The sequence below is a fragment of the Agrobacterium pusense genome (genome assembly GCF_013285525.1).
Lineage (GTDB): Bacteria > Pseudomonadota > Alphaproteobacteria > Rhizobiales > Rhizobiaceae > Agrobacterium > Agrobacterium pusense.
In genome coordinates this window covers 77,773-93,735 of the sequence record NZ_CP053856.1, presented here as the reverse complement: position 1 = coordinate 93,735, position 15,963 = coordinate 77,773, and the positions used below count along the sequence as shown (strand labels likewise).

Here is a 15,963-nt window from a genome sequence, read left to right as displayed (position 1 = left end):
CCAGATCATCTACATCGTCGGCCTCGTCGTTATCGTCCTGGCGATCCTTTCGTTTTTCGGCTTCCGCTGATCACCGTTGTCAATTCCATTGCTTGCGCTTATCCTAGGCGGTAGTGACACAGGACAGCGTTCATGGGTTGCTCCGCTGTCGGGTTTGTTTCGGGATCGCGTTGCTCTGGGAGGTGCACGATGAAGAACGAGAGATGGACAGAGCCTGTTGAGGTCAATCTGGATGCGAACGGCAAGAGTGTCGTCCCCGGCCCATTCGAAGCACTGACATTGTTGACCGAAGGCTGGCCAAATCGGCGCGGATTGAGTTTCGTGAGAGCCAGAAGTGCCTGCCGCGCTGCACTTGACGGGCGAAAATCGCCGGAGGAAGCGCGTAAGTGCTTCACAGATGCGGTTTCCGACATGCAGAAGAACCCACATTAATACAGAAAAAACGGCTCCTTCAGGAGCCGTTTTCGTCAGGCGTTTCCGGCTGAAGATGAGCCGAAAACGCCACAATGCCCATTGGCAAGATTATTCGCCTTACATCCAGTAGGGGGCGACGCCGTAATAGTCGTAGACCTTACGATCCCTTGCGTTCAGCAATTCGTCATCATCGAGATTGGCGAAATGCGGGGCATTTTCGATCTGTTCCTTCGTCAGGTCGATGCGGTAGCCGTCGAGCTCTTCGTCGTAATGCAGCTTTTCCCACGGCAGCGGATAATAATCGTCGCCAATGCCGAGAAAACCGCCGAAACTCAACACCGCATAGGCTACGCGGCCGCCGCGCTTCTCAAGAATGGTGCGCTGGATCGAGCCGATATGCTTGCCGTCGGCGCCGTAAACGCGGGTGCCTTCAACCTTGTCGCTGGCGATGAGGCTGGGCGTGTCCTTCACATAGGGGTCCTGGCCGGCGCGGGGTTCCTGATGCAACATGATAGTTTCCTCCTTGATTTCCTCAATGGGTCACGTCTGTAAACCCGTCGCCGGAGAAATCGTTCCGGTGCGTTTCAGATGCCGTCAGGGATTTTTTTGGAGAACGAACGGAACAAAAGGCAGTTACTGGCGGCTCCTCTGCCAGACCGAGGGGGACACCCCCACCATCTTTCGAAAGACGCGGGAGAAGTGCGCCTGATCGGAAAATCCGGCTGCGATGGCAATGTCGGTAAGCGCCATCTCGGTTCGCATCATCAGATCCTTGACCCGATCAATACGCGCCTGCATCTGCCACTGGTGCGGCGGAACGCCGGTGGAGGCCTTGAAGGCATGGCTGAAATGGGATTGTGACAGGTTTGTAAGTTCCGCAAGTTCCTCAAGCCGGATCGACCGAAGGCAATGTTCGCGAATATAATCCGTCGCCGCCCTCAATTGCCAGGCGGCGAGCTTGCTGCGCTTTTTGACGGGTTCCCGCCTCACTTTCAGAAAATCCGTCAGCAGCGCCAGCACGAGGCTCTCGCCATAGAGATCGTGCAGCGGATCGGGATTGTCGCATTCGGCTGCGATCAACCGCGCCAGCGCCAGCAGGCGCTCATCCTCGAACATCAGATGCGGGTCGAGCAAACCGTGCGGATCGAAACCCTGCACCAACCGAGCCCCCAGCAGTCCAGCGTCGAAGTGCAGATCGAGGTGGCGGAGGAAGGAAACGTTGCTCAACTCCGCATGCACATCCAGATCGGCAGGCACGAAGGAAATACGGTTCACCTCGGAGGCGGTATACTTGTCGCGGCGGCAGCCGTTCATGACGACCCTGCCATCATCCATTCCATCCATCTCCAGCAGAAAAATAAACCGCGGGTCCTTGCCGACATAACGTCCACCTGCTTTCGGTGCACAACGCACGTCCCAGAGATCGGCAACGATGCCGTTCCAGACCCTTGAGCGCGGGCCGCCTATAACGGCAAAACCGTCAATCTCATTTTCCATCCGCACGCGGAAAGCCATGGCTTCTCGATCCCGCATGGCGCGCCATGGCGCCAATATAACATGATAAGTTTATTCATGTTTATAGTGGCAAACCAATTTTCCCGCAACTGCGGCCTTTGACCAGGCCTTACCACTTCTTGGAAAGCTTGAAGGTGATGGTTCGGCTGTCACCCCAGCCGCAGACGGAGACACCGGCGCAGCCCTTGACGTATTCCTTGTCGAAGACATTGGCGACGTTGATGGATGCGGTCCAGTCGTCCTTCTGGTAACGGACCGCGGCATCGAAAACAGCGGCGTCAGGAACGCGCAATGTATTCGCCGCATCCGCCCAGGATTTGCCCTGATACCGCACACCGCCGCCGATGCTCAGTCCGTCAAGTGTATCCGTGGTGAAAGCATAGTCCAGCCACAGCGAAGCGGTATGGGCGGGCACGATCCATGGCGATTTGCCAATGAGATTTGGATTGGCATCGCGGGTAATGTCGATATCGGTGTAGGAATAGGAGGCAAGTGCCTTCCAGTTTTCATTGAGATTGGCTTTGGCCTCCAGCTCGAAGCCGGTGGATTCGACCTGTCCGAACTGGCCGCTGGTGGTCACCCCACCCGCCGTATAGGACACGATAGCATTATCCTTGACCAGCTTGAAGACCGAGGCGGTGATGCTGCCATCGAAGAACGTCGGCTCGTATTTGATGCCGGCTTCGAACTGGTGGCCTTCTTCCGGCACGGCGGGTGTGCCGTCTGCAAGCGTATCGATAAGCGGATTAAAGAAGGTGGCGGCGGAGACGTAGGGCGTCAGGCCATTGTCGAATTCGTAGGCAAGGCCGGCGCGGCCGCTCAGCGCGTCGTCATTGGAGCGGCGGGACAGGCCCGTCGGCAATCTGTTGTTCAGCTCCGTATCGACATAGTCGTAACGGCCATTCAGCGTCACAAGCCAGCGATCTCCGAACCGCAGCTGGTCCTGCGCATAAATGCCGATCTGCTGTTGGGTCACGATGTTATCGGCATAAACGAAATTCGTTCCCTGCGCCGAACCGTAAACCGGATTGAGCGCGCCGATCGCATTCGACCCGCAGCAGGCCTGCACCTGATCCAGCCGGTAATATTTATAGTCCAGACCAAAGAGCAGTGAATGGCTGACAGCGCCGGTATCGAACTGGCCTTCCACTCGGTTATCCACACCGAAGCTATCGACCTTCGACACGCCGTCGTAACCGAAGCGGGTCAACATATAGTCCTTGGTGATCGGATCGAGTCTCGGCTGGCCGTTGGCATCGGCATTTGCCCAGCCGCCGGGATAGGGCCCGGTCTCGTGCTTGTACAGATGCCCATAGCGGGCGTTCTGACTGATCTTCCAGCCATTGTCGAATTCATGGCTGACCTCGTAGCCCACCATCGATTGATAGACGCGGCCGTTATCAAGGCCCGGCTCACCATAAAAGGCTTCACGGTTGAGCTTGCCGAAGGGCGCGTCGGCCACGGTGCCGACATAAGGCAGGAAACCGTTGCCCACATGCACCTGGTCAAGCGCCGAAAAATACCCATAGAGCGTGGCGCTTGTCTGCGCATCCGGCTCGAAAGTGACTTGCGGCATGATGAAGCCGCGCAAATCCTCGGAGTAATTCGTATAGTTGTCGCCGCCCGAGACCTTGCCGGTGACGCGGTATTTCCATACGCCCTCATCATCCACCTTGTCGCCGAGATCGAAACCGAAGAAAGCGTTGCCGAAATTATTGATGCCGATTTCCGTTTCGCGAACGGGTTCCTCCTGGGTGCGCTTGCGGATCATCTCAACGATGCCACCGGGATTGGCGCCGCCGTAGAGCACCGACGCAGGCCCCTTCAGGACTTCAACCCGCTCCAGACCATAGGCATCCATCTGGAAACCGCCGAAACCGTAACTGAACAGGTTCAGCCCATCCAAAAACACCCCAGTCTGGGTGGCCTGAAAACCGCGAATATAAAACCAGTCCGTATCCGGATCCGTGCCAAAGGGCTCCGCCGTCACGCCTGGGGTATACCGCAGCACCTCGTCGATCTTCGTCACCGCGCCGCGGTCGTTCATTTCCTGGCGGCCGACGACCGATACGGATTGCGGAATATCTCTGGTTTCCGTCTCGGTTTTTGAACCCGTCGCGCTTTTCTTCGCGACGTAGCCCCGGACGGGACCGGTTGCATTTTCCGCGCCCTGCCCGTCAACGGTAATCTGCTGAAGGACGGTTGTGTCCTGCGCGTGCACCATCGCAGGCGCCAGCAAAACTACGGCAGCCGTTCCCAAAGCCAGATGGCGCAAAAACATCCCATGCAAATTTTTCAAGATATGCCCCGAAAACATCGCGACCATATTGATATCCCAAGGGTCGCAGCACCTCAATTAAGCTGAGTATTTACATCAGGATTAAGGCCCGATGCTTGTCGTTTTCTGGGTGGATTTGAAGCTTATTGGCCTCTTGCACAATTTTTCGCCCGCAATTTATCCGGCGGAGCTTCGATGTCAGTTCTTGCGCCGGCCGATCCTTGCAAGTTGCATGACCGGAAGCATGCCGATGACGACGATTGCCAGCGCTGCGATGGCCGCCTCCTCGTAGGTGCCACGCGCCGCTTCGCCATAAAGATGGGTGGCAAAGGTTTCGAAATTGAGCGGCCGCAACAGGAGCGTAGCGGGAAGCTCCTTGACGCAATCCACGAAGATCAGCAGTGCCGCAGCCGCAAGTGAGGCCTTGGAAAGCGGAAGATGGACGTGTCGGAATGTCTGCGTTGCGGATCGCCCGAGCGTTCGCGAGGCGTGATCGAAGGACTGCGGGATGCGGCTGAGGCCAGCATCCACCCCACCGGCGGCAATGGTAAGGAAACGTGCGGAATAGGCGTAGATCAGCGCGGCGCCACTGCCGATGAAGATGAGGCCTGTCGATATGCCGAACCAGTCGCGCATGGTCGCGTCGACAAAGCGGTCAAAGCCGCCGAGCGCGATCAGGACGCCGATGGCGATGACCGTTCCGGGGGCGGCATATCCCACCGTCGAAAGACGATAGGACCAGAGCGACAGGCGGCCCGGCGCAAGGCGCATGGCGTAAGCGACGACAAGGCCGAGGATGAGGGTGATCACCGTCGCCACCCCGGCAAAGACGATGGTGTTCAGGGCCTCATCGGCAAAACGGGGGGACAATCCGTTGAAACGAAACCGTTTCCATGCCTCTGTGACGAGATAGCTGGCTGGCGCCATAAAACCGATCAGGACCGGCAAGCTGCCCAACAAGAAAGCGGCCCAACCCTTCAGGCCATTGAGCCGCAGCGGCTCCAGTTGCCTGCTTTTCTGCGCAGAGACCGCGTAGCGCTGCTTGCGTCGCGCCCAGCGCTCAAGCGCCACGAGGGCGACAACGATGAACAGCATGGAAAGCGCAATCTGCGCCGCACCCGGCAGGTCGGATTTCGTGACCCAGGTGGTGTAGACGGAGACGGTGAGTGTGCGGACGCCAAGAAATTCGGACGCGCCGATATCGTTCAGCGCTTCCATCAAGGCAAGGCTGACGCCGACCGCAATCGCCGGGCGCGCCAGCGGCACCGCTACCTTGAAGAAAGCCGCACGTCTGGAGACTCCGAGCGTGCGCGCCGCTTCCAGCAGGTTGCCTGCCTGCGTGAGGAACATGGCACGCACGGGAATATAGACATAGGGAAACAGCACGAAGCCGAGAAGGACGATGCATCCGGTCATGGACCTTATGTCCGGAAGACGGAATTCACGCGGGCTGGAATAGCCGAGCAGCCAGCGGATCGCGCCCTGCACAGGCCCGATGGGATGCAGAATATCCAGATAGGCGTAAGCGACGATATAGGTGGGCATGGCCAGCGGCAGCAGCAGCGCCCATTCCAATATTTTGCGGCCGGGAAAATCATAGGCGGTGACCAGCCAAGCGGCACAGGTTCCGAGGATACCTGCCAGCAGCCCGACACCGGCAAGAAGGATCGCCGTATCCGGAAGCGCCGTCCAGAGCACGGTTGAGCCCAGATGCGACCAAAGGCCATCAGAACCCTGCAACGCCTGCGAGACAAGCGCCAGAACCGGAACCATGGCGCCGCAAACCGCCAGCACTGAAAGGCACAGCCACCAGAAGGAGGATGAAAATCTGGCTCGGGCACGAGGTGACAATGGCTGGGTGGCGTCTGGGTTCATGTGCTTCTGGAAAATACGCGGAAAGGCGCCCGCAATTGCGAACGCCTTTCACATGTTATCGCTGATTGGCCTTTACTTGTCGAAACCGACCTTGTCGACCAGCTCGCTCGCCTGCTTGCGATGCGATACGATTTCCGTCAGCGGCTTGTTATCGATCTTCAGCGTGCCGAACGAAGCGACGATCTCGTTGAGAGCCGCGCCCTGCTTGACCGGATATTCGTAGTTGGCCTCGGCATAGATCTTCTGGGCTTCGTCGGAAACGAGATATTCCAGAAGCTTGACAGCTTCCGCCTTGTTCGGCGCATTCTTCGCCACGGCTGCGCCGCTGATATTGACCTGCGTGCCGCCATTCTTGAAGGTCGGCAGAACCACCTTGATGGCGTCGCCCCACTTCACCTGCTCCTCGCCGCCCTTGCCCGAGCGCATCAGGCCGACATAATAGGAGTTGGCGATACCGATATCGCAAATGCCGCCGAGGATGTCCTTGGCGACATCGCGGTCACCGCCACCTGCCTTGCGGGCGAGGTTTTCCTTGACTCCGGCAAGCCACTTCTCGGTGTCTTCAGCGCCATAATGGGCGATGTAGTCCGCAAACAGCGCCGTATTGTAGGGATGCTGTCCGGCGCGAATGCAGACCTTGCCCTTCCACTTCGCATCAGCGAGATCTTCATAATTGAAGGAAGCGAGATCGAGGTCCTTAGCTGCATACAGAACGCGGGCTCGCATGGAAAGCGCGAACCAGTGACCCTTGGCATCGCGCAGTTCAGCGGGGATGGCCTTGCTCAGGGTCTCGGATTCGACCGCCTGCGTTACGCCCTTTTCAGCGAGATCGACAAGATTGCCGGCGTCCACCGTCATCAGAACGTCAGCCGGCGAACTCGCGCCTTCGCTCAGAACACGCTCCGCAAGGCCGTCCTTCAAAAACACGGTATTGACCTTCACGCCGCTCGAAGCGGTGAAGGAGTCCAGGAGGGGCTGAATGAGGCCCGGCTCGCGGGTGGTATAGATATTGAGTTCAGCGGCATTGGCTGCGCCGGCTGCAAAGGCAACCGTGCTGGCAAGCAGGGCGAACCCGGTAAATTTCTTCATGTTTTGTCTCCCTCTCCGATAACGGCAATAGGGGGAGCAGACATCATACATGATGATACAAATCAAGTTTTATTTCGCCATTTTCCGCCGCCTTTTGATCACCAAGAGTTGAAAACGGGCAGAAAACGAACATGCAAATGCGCTCATTCAACTTCAGGTAAATATCAGCACACCCTTCGGATCAATTCCGAAGCGTATCGCCCGCGTCTTGGCGGCTGTACGCTGCATTGTTCTGACGCGAAGATCAGCTGGTAATCCGGGCACGGCGATGCCGAGCTGTTCGATCTCCCCCAGGAAGACCCGGCTCGATATTTCGCCAGCAATACCTTCTTTCGCGGCGTCTTCGATAATCGAAATCGCATTGGGCCGAACATAGGCAACCGCCGGGAGGCCATCGGGCAGATCGGAGGCATCCCCCAGCAGGCCAAGCGGCGTTTCCACGCGACCCTGCCTTACCCGTCCTTCAATCTTGTTGAAGGCGCAGAAAAAATCAGCGGCATAGCGGGTCTTGGGATTGTCGTGGATTTCATAACCCGTGCCGCTTTGCACGATCCGTCCGCGCTGCATCAGAACCACGCGATCGCCCGCCGAAAGCGCTTCTTCGGGATCGTGGGTAACCATGATTGCCGTCGTGCCCAGCTGGCGTAGAAGACCGAGCGTCTCTTCGCGCACATCGTCACGCAATCCCCTGTCCAGATTGGAAAAGGGCTCGTCCATCAGCAGAAGCCCAGGCTGCGGGGCGAGTGCACGGGCAAGCGCGACGCGCTGCTGCTCACCGCCCGACAGCGTATGCGGATAACGTTTCGCAAGTTCCTTGAGATGCACGTGTTCGATCATCTCGGCAGTGCGCGCCCGGGCCTGCGCTTTCGGCAGCGAGCGGAGGCCGAACATGACGTTCTGCTCGACGGTAAGATGCGGGAAGAGCGCATAATCCTGAAATACGAAACCGATATTGCGCTTTTCGGGCTCGATGAAAACTCCAGACCCGGCCACGACAGCGCCGTTCAGGGAAACGCTGCCTTTATCGGGTGTCTCCACGCCTGCGATGATACGCAGCAAGGTTGATTTTCCGCAGCCGGAGCGCCCTACAAGACAAATGATCTCACCGCTTTCGACGGACAGATCGATGTCGGACAATACATCCGTATCACCGAATTTCTTGCCCACCGATTTCAGTTCTAGCGCTGCGCTGCCTGCCATTTCCAATCCTGCCCTGCTTTGCGAATTATGTTGATCGCTCAAATCAGGATTAAAGTCAAAAAAGACCGGGAAAATGCATTTTCCATCACGAGTTGGCGAGATGTGCGGCAGCAATATTGACGTTTACGTTAGAGTTAAATAGGTTTCGCCGATAAGATGGACGTCAAGGGATTACGCGTCTATCATTCGTCACCGGGGAGCGGGAGGAGCAGTCGATCCGGTGACGTCACAAGTGGTTCCCTCACGCCGGCAGATGCGGGCAGGTGCGGGAGCCTCTTGAACATCAGGCAGCCGAAAGCGCTGTTCACGCGTTCCACAGAATGCGCGGCGCGAAGAGACTCTGGGAGGAGCAGCATGAGTGAATTGTCCCTGGGACACCCGCAGAACGCCGTCATTGGGAAGCGCTGGCTGTCTTCCTATCCGCCGGGCGTTCCTTCCGAAATTCCCGTATCGACCAATGCCTCCCTCGTCGATCTTCTCGAAAAGAGCTGTGTGCAGTTTGCCGACCGGAAGGCCTTTTCCAGCATGGGAAAGTCGCTGACCTACCGGGAACTGGACGCTGAAACCCGAGCCGTCGCCGCCTGGCTGCAGTCCAGAGGACTGGAAAAGGGCGACCGGGTTGCCGTGATGATGCCGAACATCCTCCAAAATCCGGTTGCGGTTTATGGAATCCTGCGGGCAGGCATGGTGGTGGTCAATGTCAATCCGCTTTACACACCGCGCGAGCTGGAACATCAGCTGAAGGATTCCGGCGCGAAGGCGCTTTTCGTGCTGGAGAACTTTGCACATGTGGCGCAGCAGGCGGTGCCGAAAACCGCGGTGCGGCACGTGGTCGTCGCGGCGATGGGCGATCTTCTCGGCCTCAAGGGACATATCGTCAATCTGGTGGTCCGCAAGGTCAAGAAACTGGTGCCCGCCTATACCATTCCCGGCTCCATCAGCTTCAAGGCGATGCTGAAGGAAGGTCAGGGATTTTCGCTGAAGCCGGTCAGCCTCACGGCGCAGGACATTGCTTTCCTGCAATATACCGGGGGCACGACGGGTGTATCCAAGGGTGCGGTTCTCACGCATGCCAACCTTCTGGCCAACAAGCTTCAGATCAGCCTGTGGCTGGACGCCGCCTTCAACGGCCAAAAGGATCGCCCGGAAGTTCTCAACTTCATCTGCGCGCTGCCGCTCTGCCACATCTTCGCCTTGACGGTGAATTCGCTGATGGGCATTGCGCTTGGCGGCCACAATCTGCTGATTGCCAATCCGCGCGATATTCCCGGTTTTGTGAAAGAATTGTCGCATTATCAGCCGCATATTTTCCCCGGCATCAATACGCTTTTCAACGCGCTGATGAACAACGAGGATTTCCGCAAGCTCGATCTGTCGTCGCTCATTCTGGTTCTCGGCGGCGGCATGGCGGTGCAAAGGCCTGTCGCGGAACGCTGGCTTTCCATCGTCGGCTGCCCCATTGCGGAGGGCTACGGCCTCTCCGAGACATCGCCGGTTGCCACCGTCAACCGCCTCGATTCCACGGAGTTCAGCGGAACCATCGGCCTGCCGATCTCTTCCACCGAAATCGATATTCGCGACGAGGACGGCAACAGCCTGCCCACCGGAGAGGTCGGAGAAATCTGCATTCGTGGGCCGCAGGTGATGGCGGGTTATTGGCAGCGGCCGGACGAGACGGCAAAGGCGATGACATCAGACGGCTTCTTCCGTTCCGGCGACATGGGCTTCATGGATGAACGCGGTTATACCAAGATCGTCGACCGCAAGAAGGACATGATCCTCGTCTCCGGTTTCAACGTCTATCCGAACGAGGTGGAGGAAGTGGCCGCCAGCCATCCAGGCGTCTTGGAATGCGCCGCCATCGGCGTTCCGGACGAGCACTCCGGCGAAACCGTCAAGCTTTTTGTGGTCAAGAAGGACCAGTCGCTCACGGAAGCGGAACTCAAGGCTTTCTGCGCCAAGAACCTGACAAACTACAAGCGGCCGAAGATCATCGAGTTCCGTACCGAGCTGCCGAAATCGAATGTCGGCAAGATCCTGCGGCGCGAATTGCGCAATCTGAACTGAACGAAATCGAGCCGGGTGACCGGCTCTTTTCTTTTATCGAAGCCGCCTTGATTTGGCCGCCTGAAAAAGAATAGTTTCCTCATCCTTCCACGGAAGCCGAGGAGCACAAGATGCAGGCCACCATCGAAAAACTGAAAGCAACGGCGAGCAGCACAGCCGCAACCGATCTTCGCGCCGCCTTTGCGGCCGATGACAAGAGATTTAGCCGTTTCAGCGCCAAGTTCGATGACCTGCTGATGGATTATTCCAAGTGCGCCGTGAATGAAGAGATCGTCACGCTTCTCGAACAGCTTGCACAAGAAGGCGGCGTCGAGGCCAAGCGCGAGGAGATGTTCTCCGGCAAGGCGATCAATTTCACTGAAGACCGTGCCGTCCTGCATACCGCGTTGCGCAATCGCGCCAACACGCCGGTTCTCGTTGACGACAAGGACGTGATGCCCGATGTGAACGCGGTTCTGTCTGCCATGGGCAAGTTTGCCGATGCCATCCGTTCCGGTTCGCTGAAGGGCGCGACCGGTAAAAAGATTACCGATGTCATCAATATCGGCATCGGCGGTTCCGACCTCGGCCCGGTCATGGCAACGCTGGCGCTGGCACCTTTCCATGACGGCCCGCGGGCGCATTTCGTCTCGAACATTGATGGCGCGCATATTGCCGATACGCTGAAGCTCATCGACCCCGAGACGTCGCTCTTCATCGTGGCGTCGAAGACCTTCACCACCATCGAGACGATGACGAACGCCGCCACGGCGCGCCGCTTCATTGCCGAAAAGCTTGGCGAAGACGCCGTCAAGCATCACTTTGCCGCGGTTTCCACAGCGCTGGACAAGGTTACCGCCTTCGGCATCGAAAGCGACCGCATTTTCGGTTTCTGGGACTGGGTTGGCGGCCGTTACTCGATCTGGTCTGCCATCGGGCTGCCGCTGATGATCGCCATCGGTCCGGATAATTTCGGCAAGTTCCTGGATGGCGCCCACGCCATGGATCGCCACTTCCGCGAGGCGCCGGTCCGTGAAAATCTTCCGATGTTGCTCGGCCTGATCGGTTTTTATCACCGCAACGTACTGAATTACCCGACGCGGGCAATCCTGCCCTATGACCAGCGGCTGTCGCGTTTCCCGGCTTATCTGCAGCAGCTGGACATGGAATCGAACGGCAAGGGTGTGACCATCGACGGCACGCCGGTCGAAGGCCAGTCCGGCCCGGTTGTCTGGGGCGAGCCCGGCACCAATGGTCAGCACGCCTTCTATCAGCTGATCCACCAGGGCACGAGCGTCATCCCGGCGGAATTCATGATCGCAGCCAACGGTTTCGAGCCCGAACTGCGCCACCAGCACCAGCTTCTCATCGCCAATTGCCTGGCGCAGTCGGAAGCGCTGATGAAGGGGCGGACGCTGGCTGAGGCAAAAGCCCAGCTCACCTCCAAGGGCGTGGATGACAGACATGCGGATTTCATTGCGCCGCACCGTGTCTTCACCGGCAATCGTCCGTCCATCACCTTCGTCTACGACAAGCTGACGCCATTCGCGCTTGGCCGCCTGATCGCGCTTTACGAACATCGCGTCTTCGTCGAAGGCGTGCTGTTCCGCATCAACTCCTTCGACCAATGGGGCGTGGAGCTTGGCAAGGAACTGGCGACCGGCCTGCTTCCGGTCGTCGAAGGAAAGGAAAGCGCCGCTGGCCATGACAGCTCTACGCAGGGCCTGGTGAAGGCGCTGGCGGGTCTGGCGGGGTAAATCCAGGCACTGCAATTTACGAAAGCCGGAGGGCGACTTCCGGCTTTTTTCAATGCAGCGTTGATCGAATGTCATTTGGAGGTGCATATGTCGTTCCGGCCGGGCAGGGACTTTCTGGAGTTTCACAACCTGAGTGCGGACGCGATCTTCTCGATCATCGACCGCGCGTGCGCTCTGGCCGAGGACTGGTTACAGGGCACGATGCCACAGACGCTCAAGGGAAAACGTGTCGGGCTGATCGTTGACGACACCGGCTGGCGCAATACCGCCGCCTTTGATCTCGGTATCCAGGCGATGGGCGGCACCTGCGTTACCGTTCCGATCAACTTTAACGGCCGAGAAGAGATTGCCGATCTGGCTGGTTATCTCGACAATTGGTTCGATCTTTTGATTATCCGCACGAAGGAACTCTCGACACTCCGGGCACTTGCAGCCGACATGCGCGCACCTGTCATCAACGCGCGGACAAAATTCAATCATCCATGTGAAACGCTTGGTGATTTAGCCTATGTGAAAAGCCTGAGGGGCCAGACAGCCGGCCTCAAAATCGTCGGTGTAGCACCGGACGCCAATATTTTACGCTCTTGGGTCGAAGCCTCGATTTCCCTGCCCATTCAGGTCACGCAGGTTTACCCGGATCAATGGCACGTCACGGATGCCGCGCTCATCAATCCGAACTTCCGGGCAAGCACGGACATGAATGAGCTATTGGATGCGGATGTGGTCATTACCGATTCCTGGCCGTCCGACGCCAATCATCATCTGGCCGATTATAGCATATCCGCGTCCCTTCTCGACAGGATGCGGCCTGATGTGATTTTTTTGCCCTGTCCGCCAGTCTCGCGTGGCCAAGAGGTGACCGCGGACGCAATGGCCCATCCGGCCTGTCAGAGCCGGTCGGCAAAAGCTTTTCTTCTACATGCCCAGAATGCCCTGATGGAATTTCTTCTCGCCTGAGGCGCGGGCTCCAGCCTCAAATATAAAGGGCCGCCATCTTGCGCCACGCACCCGCCCGATGCGCGCGGCCTTCCCATACATGCATCTGGTGCCCCACCTGCTTGCCCGAAAGCACGCGGCTTAAGTGGTGATTGTTGTCCAGAAAGGGGTCTGCATCGCCAATGGTGAAGACCATGTCGATGCGGCGCAGGTGATCGAGCCGCCATGGGCAGTTTAACCCGGGAAGAAAGTGGCTCGGCATGTGGAAATAGACCTCATCGTCATAATAGCCGTCGAATAGATCACCGAAAGACTCCACCTCCATCGTCAGGTCATAGCGGCCGGAAAAAGCGACGAGCTTGGTGAAGAGATGCGGGTGACGGAAGACGAGGCTGGCGGCCTGAAAGGCACCGAGGCTGCAGCCCTGCACGATGGTGCTGCCGTGCGGATTTTTCTCTGCCATCAGCGGCAGCACTTCGCCCAGAATATAGGCCTCGAGTGCGGCGTGACGTCGGAGACGGTCAGCGGGGTGGTTGTGGCCCGCGTAGAAACTTTCCCGTGCCAGACCCTCGATACAATAAAGCTGGAGGTGGCCGGCCTCCAGCTTGTGAGAAAGACTTTCGACGACGCCCAACTCCTCATATTCGAAGAAGCGCCCGTCGCGTGTCGGGAACATCAGCACCTTCGCGCCGGCATGACCGAATATCAGGAGCTCCATGTCGCGATGGAGCCTGTGACTATACCAACGGAGATATTCGCGTTTCATGGCACCTTGAAAAACCGTCTGACCTTGTCCTTATGGACCGCATCTTGCGATGCGCTGTCAGGGTAATCGAAATGCCCGGCGTCGAGGATGAAGATTTCATTAAATTTTGACGGCGGCAAAGCGTTGGCCACCGCGAACTGGCAGGGCGGCGCCACGGCTGGATCAAAAAGCGCAGGCGCAATCAGCATGGGCACGCTTATGCGGGCGGCCGCGCAGGCCGCATCGAAGAGGCGCAACGTTTCAAGCACATGGGCGTGCGTCTTCGCATAGGTCTGGACGGCGTCCGCGCTGCCGACCGTTGGCAGCGTCAGCCAGAACGGTCGGTGGCCGAAGGTCGGCACGACGAGATGGCCGCGGTCGATACGCTTATCATAAGGGATCGCAAGAGCGCCGATACCACCCCCGAAGCTGATGCCGCTATAACCCACCTGCCCTTCCAGCCAGGGATAAAGGCTGACGAGCGTCGAGACCGCGATCCAAAGGTCATCGACACAGCCTCCGATAATATAATCGTCTTTCCGCTCGATATTATAGAGAACGTGAAGGGCCGGATCGGATGAAATCGGCGGACAGGCACTCAGCGACAGTCCACGAAAGCAGGGAAACAGCACGGCTGTCTCTTCCACCGGCACATCGAAATCAGGCTCGCCGCGCCCGCCATAACCGTGGCCGACGACCAGGCCGCGGCGGACCTGTCCTTCGCGCGGCAACAGCAGCCATCCACCGATACGGAAACCGTCGGTGGAGGTGTAGGTCAGATCGAGGACCTGCCAACGGGGATCGCTCAGCTTGCTCCGGCGCAGCACCGGGCGCGGATCAGTGGCGAGCGCGCGGCGATAGCGCTTCTCCCAGAAGTCATCGAAACCGGGTGGCGCTTCCGGGGGCGTGATGGCAAGCAACTGCTCGCGTTGCATGCCGTAGGTCGGGTCGAAATTAAAGGGATGGGCTGTTGAAACACTCATGCGACGCTTGTTTCTCGAAAAAACAGCAGACACAAGCTTGATAATACCGAAATAACGGTTTTTCACGATTTTGGCGGCGTGATGCGTGTTGAACCATCTTTTCAAAATGGTTCAACCCTAACCCATCACAAGCCGATTTCGTGCGCGAAAGGCGGATTGGCGCCAGCGCGCGAAACGGTGACTGCCGCCGCCTTTGCACCGAGCGCAAGCGCCTTTCTGATCTGCTCTTCCGTCAGTGACGCCACCTGCGCCTTGGTCAGCAGGCCCTGCATTTTTAGCGACGCAAGAATGCCGGCATCAAAGGTGTCGCCCGCACCGACGGTGTCCACCACCTCCACGCGTTCAGAAGCAACTTCGACCTTCAGGCCGGTCGTATAGCCAACGGCACCTTTCGCACCGCGGGTGACGACGACCAGCTTTGCGCCATGGTGCAGCCAGTGGCGGGCAAGCGTGTCCTCATCGCCTTCAAGACCGAACCAGGCAAGGTCCTCATCCGAGAACTTGACGATATCGGACATGGCGGCCATGCGGCGGATGCGGGCCATATGCGACTGCTTGTCCTTGATGAAGCCGGGGCGGATATTTGGATCGAGCGAGATGACACGGCTTTCTTGCTCACGCGTCATCAGCGCTTCATAGGTGCTGCCGCAGGGCTCGGGGATGAGGCTGATGGCTCCGAAATGCAGCGCTTCGCAATCGGCGCCCAGCGCCGGAAGCTCGGCTTCGGTAATCATCCGGCCGGCGGTGTTCTCGTCATAAAAGGCATAGGTCGCATGACCGTCGACCAGCTTCACGAAGGCGATGGTGGTCGGGCGCGAAAGAGTGGCGCAATAGCTGAAATCCACGTTGCTGGCGCGCAGGGTCTCCCGCAGGATATCGCCCATCATGTCATCGGAAAGACCGGTGAAAAAGGCGGAGGGAACGCCGAGACGTCCCAGCGCGATGGCCGTGTTGAAGACCGCACCGCCTGCATAAGGGGCAAAACCCGCCTCTCCCAGCGTTGTCTGCCGGGGCAGCATGTCGATCAGGGCTTCACCACAACACAGGATCATTACGGTCCTCCTCAAAACAGCAAATCAAATGGACTTAAATCGATTTAGACGAAGATGGATCGGAAGGCCAGCC

At 58.3% G+C, this 15,963-nt stretch carries 13 protein-coding genes; 4 read left to right on the top strand and 9 right to left on the bottom strand.

Going from position 1 to position 15,963, the window contains the following annotated elements; genetic code table 11:
* Window positions 1-189: 189 nt before the first annotated feature.
* Entirely contained in the window at window positions 190-432 is a 243-nt protein-coding gene (locus tag HQN82_RS00440) for a DUF982 domain-containing protein (RefSeq protein WP_173614436.1), read from the top strand.
* 99 nt (window positions 433-531) lie between these two features.
* Here the strand turns inward: HQN82_RS00440 and HQN82_RS00435 are convergent, their stop codons facing one another.
* The 6 genes from HQN82_RS00435 to HQN82_RS00410 all read right to left on the bottom strand — a co-directional run bounded on the left by HQN82_RS00435 (window position 532) and on the right by HQN82_RS00410 (window position 8,371).
* Entirely contained in the window at window positions 532-924 is a 393-nt protein-coding gene (locus HQN82_RS00435) for a PRC-barrel domain-containing protein (RefSeq protein ID WP_112766114.1), read from the bottom strand.
* Window positions 925-1,047: 123 nt separating this feature from the next.
* Window positions 1,048-1,929 (bottom strand): helix-turn-helix domain-containing protein, encoded by an 882-nt coding sequence (locus tag HQN82_RS00430; protein ID WP_162699351.1) that lies wholly within the window; start codon window positions 1,927-1,929, stop codon window positions 1,048-1,050.
* Between the two features lie 109 nt (window positions 1,930-2,038).
* Window positions 2,039-4,210: a TonB-dependent siderophore receptor gene (locus HQN82_RS00425; protein WP_234904877.1), complete on the bottom strand. Its 2,172-nt coding sequence runs from the start codon at window positions 4,208-4,210 to the stop codon at window positions 2,039-2,041.
* A gap of 195 nt (window positions 4,211-4,405) precedes the next feature.
* Window positions 4,406-6,082 carry an ABC transporter permease gene (locus tag HQN82_RS00420; RefSeq protein ID WP_112766113.1) on the bottom strand — a complete coding sequence of 559 codons (1,677 nt, stop codon included), beginning with the start codon at window positions 6,080-6,082 and terminating at the stop codon, window positions 4,406-4,408.
* A gap of 72 nt (window positions 6,083-6,154) precedes the next feature.
* The gene (locus HQN82_RS00415; protein ID WP_004439728.1) at window positions 6,155-7,171 is read right to left on the bottom strand and encodes a Fe(3+) ABC transporter substrate-binding protein; all 1,017 of its coding nucleotides are present in this window, start codon (window positions 7,169-7,171) and stop codon (window positions 6,155-6,157) included.
* Between the two features lie 153 nt (window positions 7,172-7,324).
* Window positions 7,325-8,371 carry an ABC transporter ATP-binding protein gene (locus HQN82_RS00410; RefSeq protein ID WP_112766112.1) on the bottom strand — a complete coding sequence of 349 codons (1,047 nt, stop codon included), beginning with the start codon at window positions 8,369-8,371 and terminating at the stop codon, window positions 7,325-7,327.
* Between the two features lie 354 nt (window positions 8,372-8,725).
* Between HQN82_RS00410 and HQN82_RS00405 the strand changes: the two genes are divergently transcribed.
* The 3 genes from HQN82_RS00405 to HQN82_RS00395 all read left to right on the top strand — a co-directional run bounded on the left by HQN82_RS00405 (window position 8,726) and on the right by HQN82_RS00395 (window position 13,131).
* Window positions 8,726-10,438, top strand: coding sequence for a long-chain fatty acid--CoA ligase (locus HQN82_RS00405; protein ID WP_004439720.1), 1,713 nt, complete (start codon window positions 8,726-8,728; stop codon window positions 10,436-10,438).
* A gap of 110 nt (window positions 10,439-10,548) precedes the next feature.
* Complete coding sequence (pgi, locus tag HQN82_RS00400) at window positions 10,549-12,174, top strand: glucose-6-phosphate isomerase (RefSeq protein WP_112766111.1); 1,626 nt, start codon at window positions 10,549-10,551, stop codon at window positions 12,172-12,174.
* A gap of 87 nt (window positions 12,175-12,261) precedes the next feature.
* Window positions 12,262-13,131, top strand: a complete 870-nt coding sequence (locus HQN82_RS00395; protein ID WP_112766110.1) for a Rossmann-fold NAD(P)-binding domain-containing protein — start codon at window positions 12,262-12,264, stop codon at window positions 13,129-13,131.
* A gap of 16 nt (window positions 13,132-13,147) precedes the next feature.
* Here HQN82_RS00395 and HQN82_RS00390 read toward each other — a convergent pair whose 3' ends face one another.
* The 3 genes from HQN82_RS00390 to HQN82_RS00380 form a co-directional block, all read right to left on the bottom strand.
* On the bottom strand, window positions 13,148-13,876 hold the full coding sequence (locus tag HQN82_RS00390; RefSeq protein ID WP_112766109.1) for an esterase family protein: 729 nt from the start codon (window positions 13,874-13,876) through the stop codon (window positions 13,148-13,150).
* Complete coding sequence (locus HQN82_RS00385; protein WP_112766163.1) at window positions 13,873-14,838, bottom strand: acetylxylan esterase; 966 nt, start codon at window positions 14,836-14,838, stop codon at window positions 13,873-13,875. Before HQN82_RS00385 ends, HQN82_RS00390 begins: the two co-directional genes overlap by 4 nt.
* Before the next feature lie 125 nt (window positions 14,839-14,963).
* Window positions 14,964-15,890, bottom strand: coding sequence for a carbohydrate kinase family protein (locus HQN82_RS00380; protein ID WP_004439708.1), 927 nt, complete (start codon window positions 15,888-15,890; stop codon window positions 14,964-14,966).
* Window positions 15,891-15,963 lie beyond the last annotated feature (73 nt).

Bases quoted from the DNA above. Each gene is read 5' to 3' on its own strand.
- HQN82_RS00440 (WP_173614436.1), top strand. From the start codon at position 190: ATGAAGAACGAGAGATGGACAGAGCCTGTTGAGGTCAATCTGGATGCG.
- HQN82_RS00435 (WP_112766114.1), bottom strand. From the start codon at position 924: ATGTTGCATCAGGAACCCCGCGCCGGCCAGGACCCCTATGTGAAGGAC.
- HQN82_RS00430 (WP_162699351.1), bottom strand. From the start codon at position 1,929: ATGGCTTTCCGCGTGCGGATGGAAAATGAGATTGACGGTTTTGCCGTT.
- HQN82_RS00425 (WP_234904877.1), bottom strand. From the start codon at position 4,210: ATGTTTTTGCGCCATCTGGCTTTGGGAACGGCTGCCGTAGTTTTGCTG.
- HQN82_RS00420 (WP_112766113.1), bottom strand. From the start codon at position 6,082: ATGAACCCAGACGCCACCCAGCCATTGTCACCTCGTGCCCGAGCCAGA.
- HQN82_RS00415 (WP_004439728.1), bottom strand. From the start codon at position 7,171: ATGAAGAAATTTACCGGGTTCGCCCTGCTTGCCAGCACGGTTGCCTTT.
- HQN82_RS00410 (WP_112766112.1), bottom strand. From the start codon at position 8,371: ATGGCAGGCAGCGCAGCGCTAGAACTGAAATCGGTGGGCAAGAAATTC.
- HQN82_RS00405 (WP_004439720.1), top strand. From the start codon at position 8,726: ATGAGTGAATTGTCCCTGGGACACCCGCAGAACGCCGTCATTGGGAAG.
- pgi (WP_112766111.1), top strand. From the start codon at position 10,549: ATGCAGGCCACCATCGAAAAACTGAAAGCAACGGCGAGCAGCACAGCC.
- HQN82_RS00395 (WP_112766110.1), top strand. From the start codon at position 12,262: ATGTCGTTCCGGCCGGGCAGGGACTTTCTGGAGTTTCACAACCTGAGT.
- HQN82_RS00390 (WP_112766109.1), bottom strand. From the start codon at position 13,876: ATGAAACGCGAATATCTCCGTTGGTATAGTCACAGGCTCCATCGCGAC.
- HQN82_RS00385 (WP_112766163.1), bottom strand. From the start codon at position 14,838: ATGAGTGTTTCAACAGCCCATCCCTTTAATTTCGACCCGACCTACGGC.
- HQN82_RS00380 (WP_004439708.1), bottom strand. From the start codon at position 15,890: ATGATCCTGTGTTGTGGTGAAGCCCTGATCGACATGCTGCCCCGGCAG.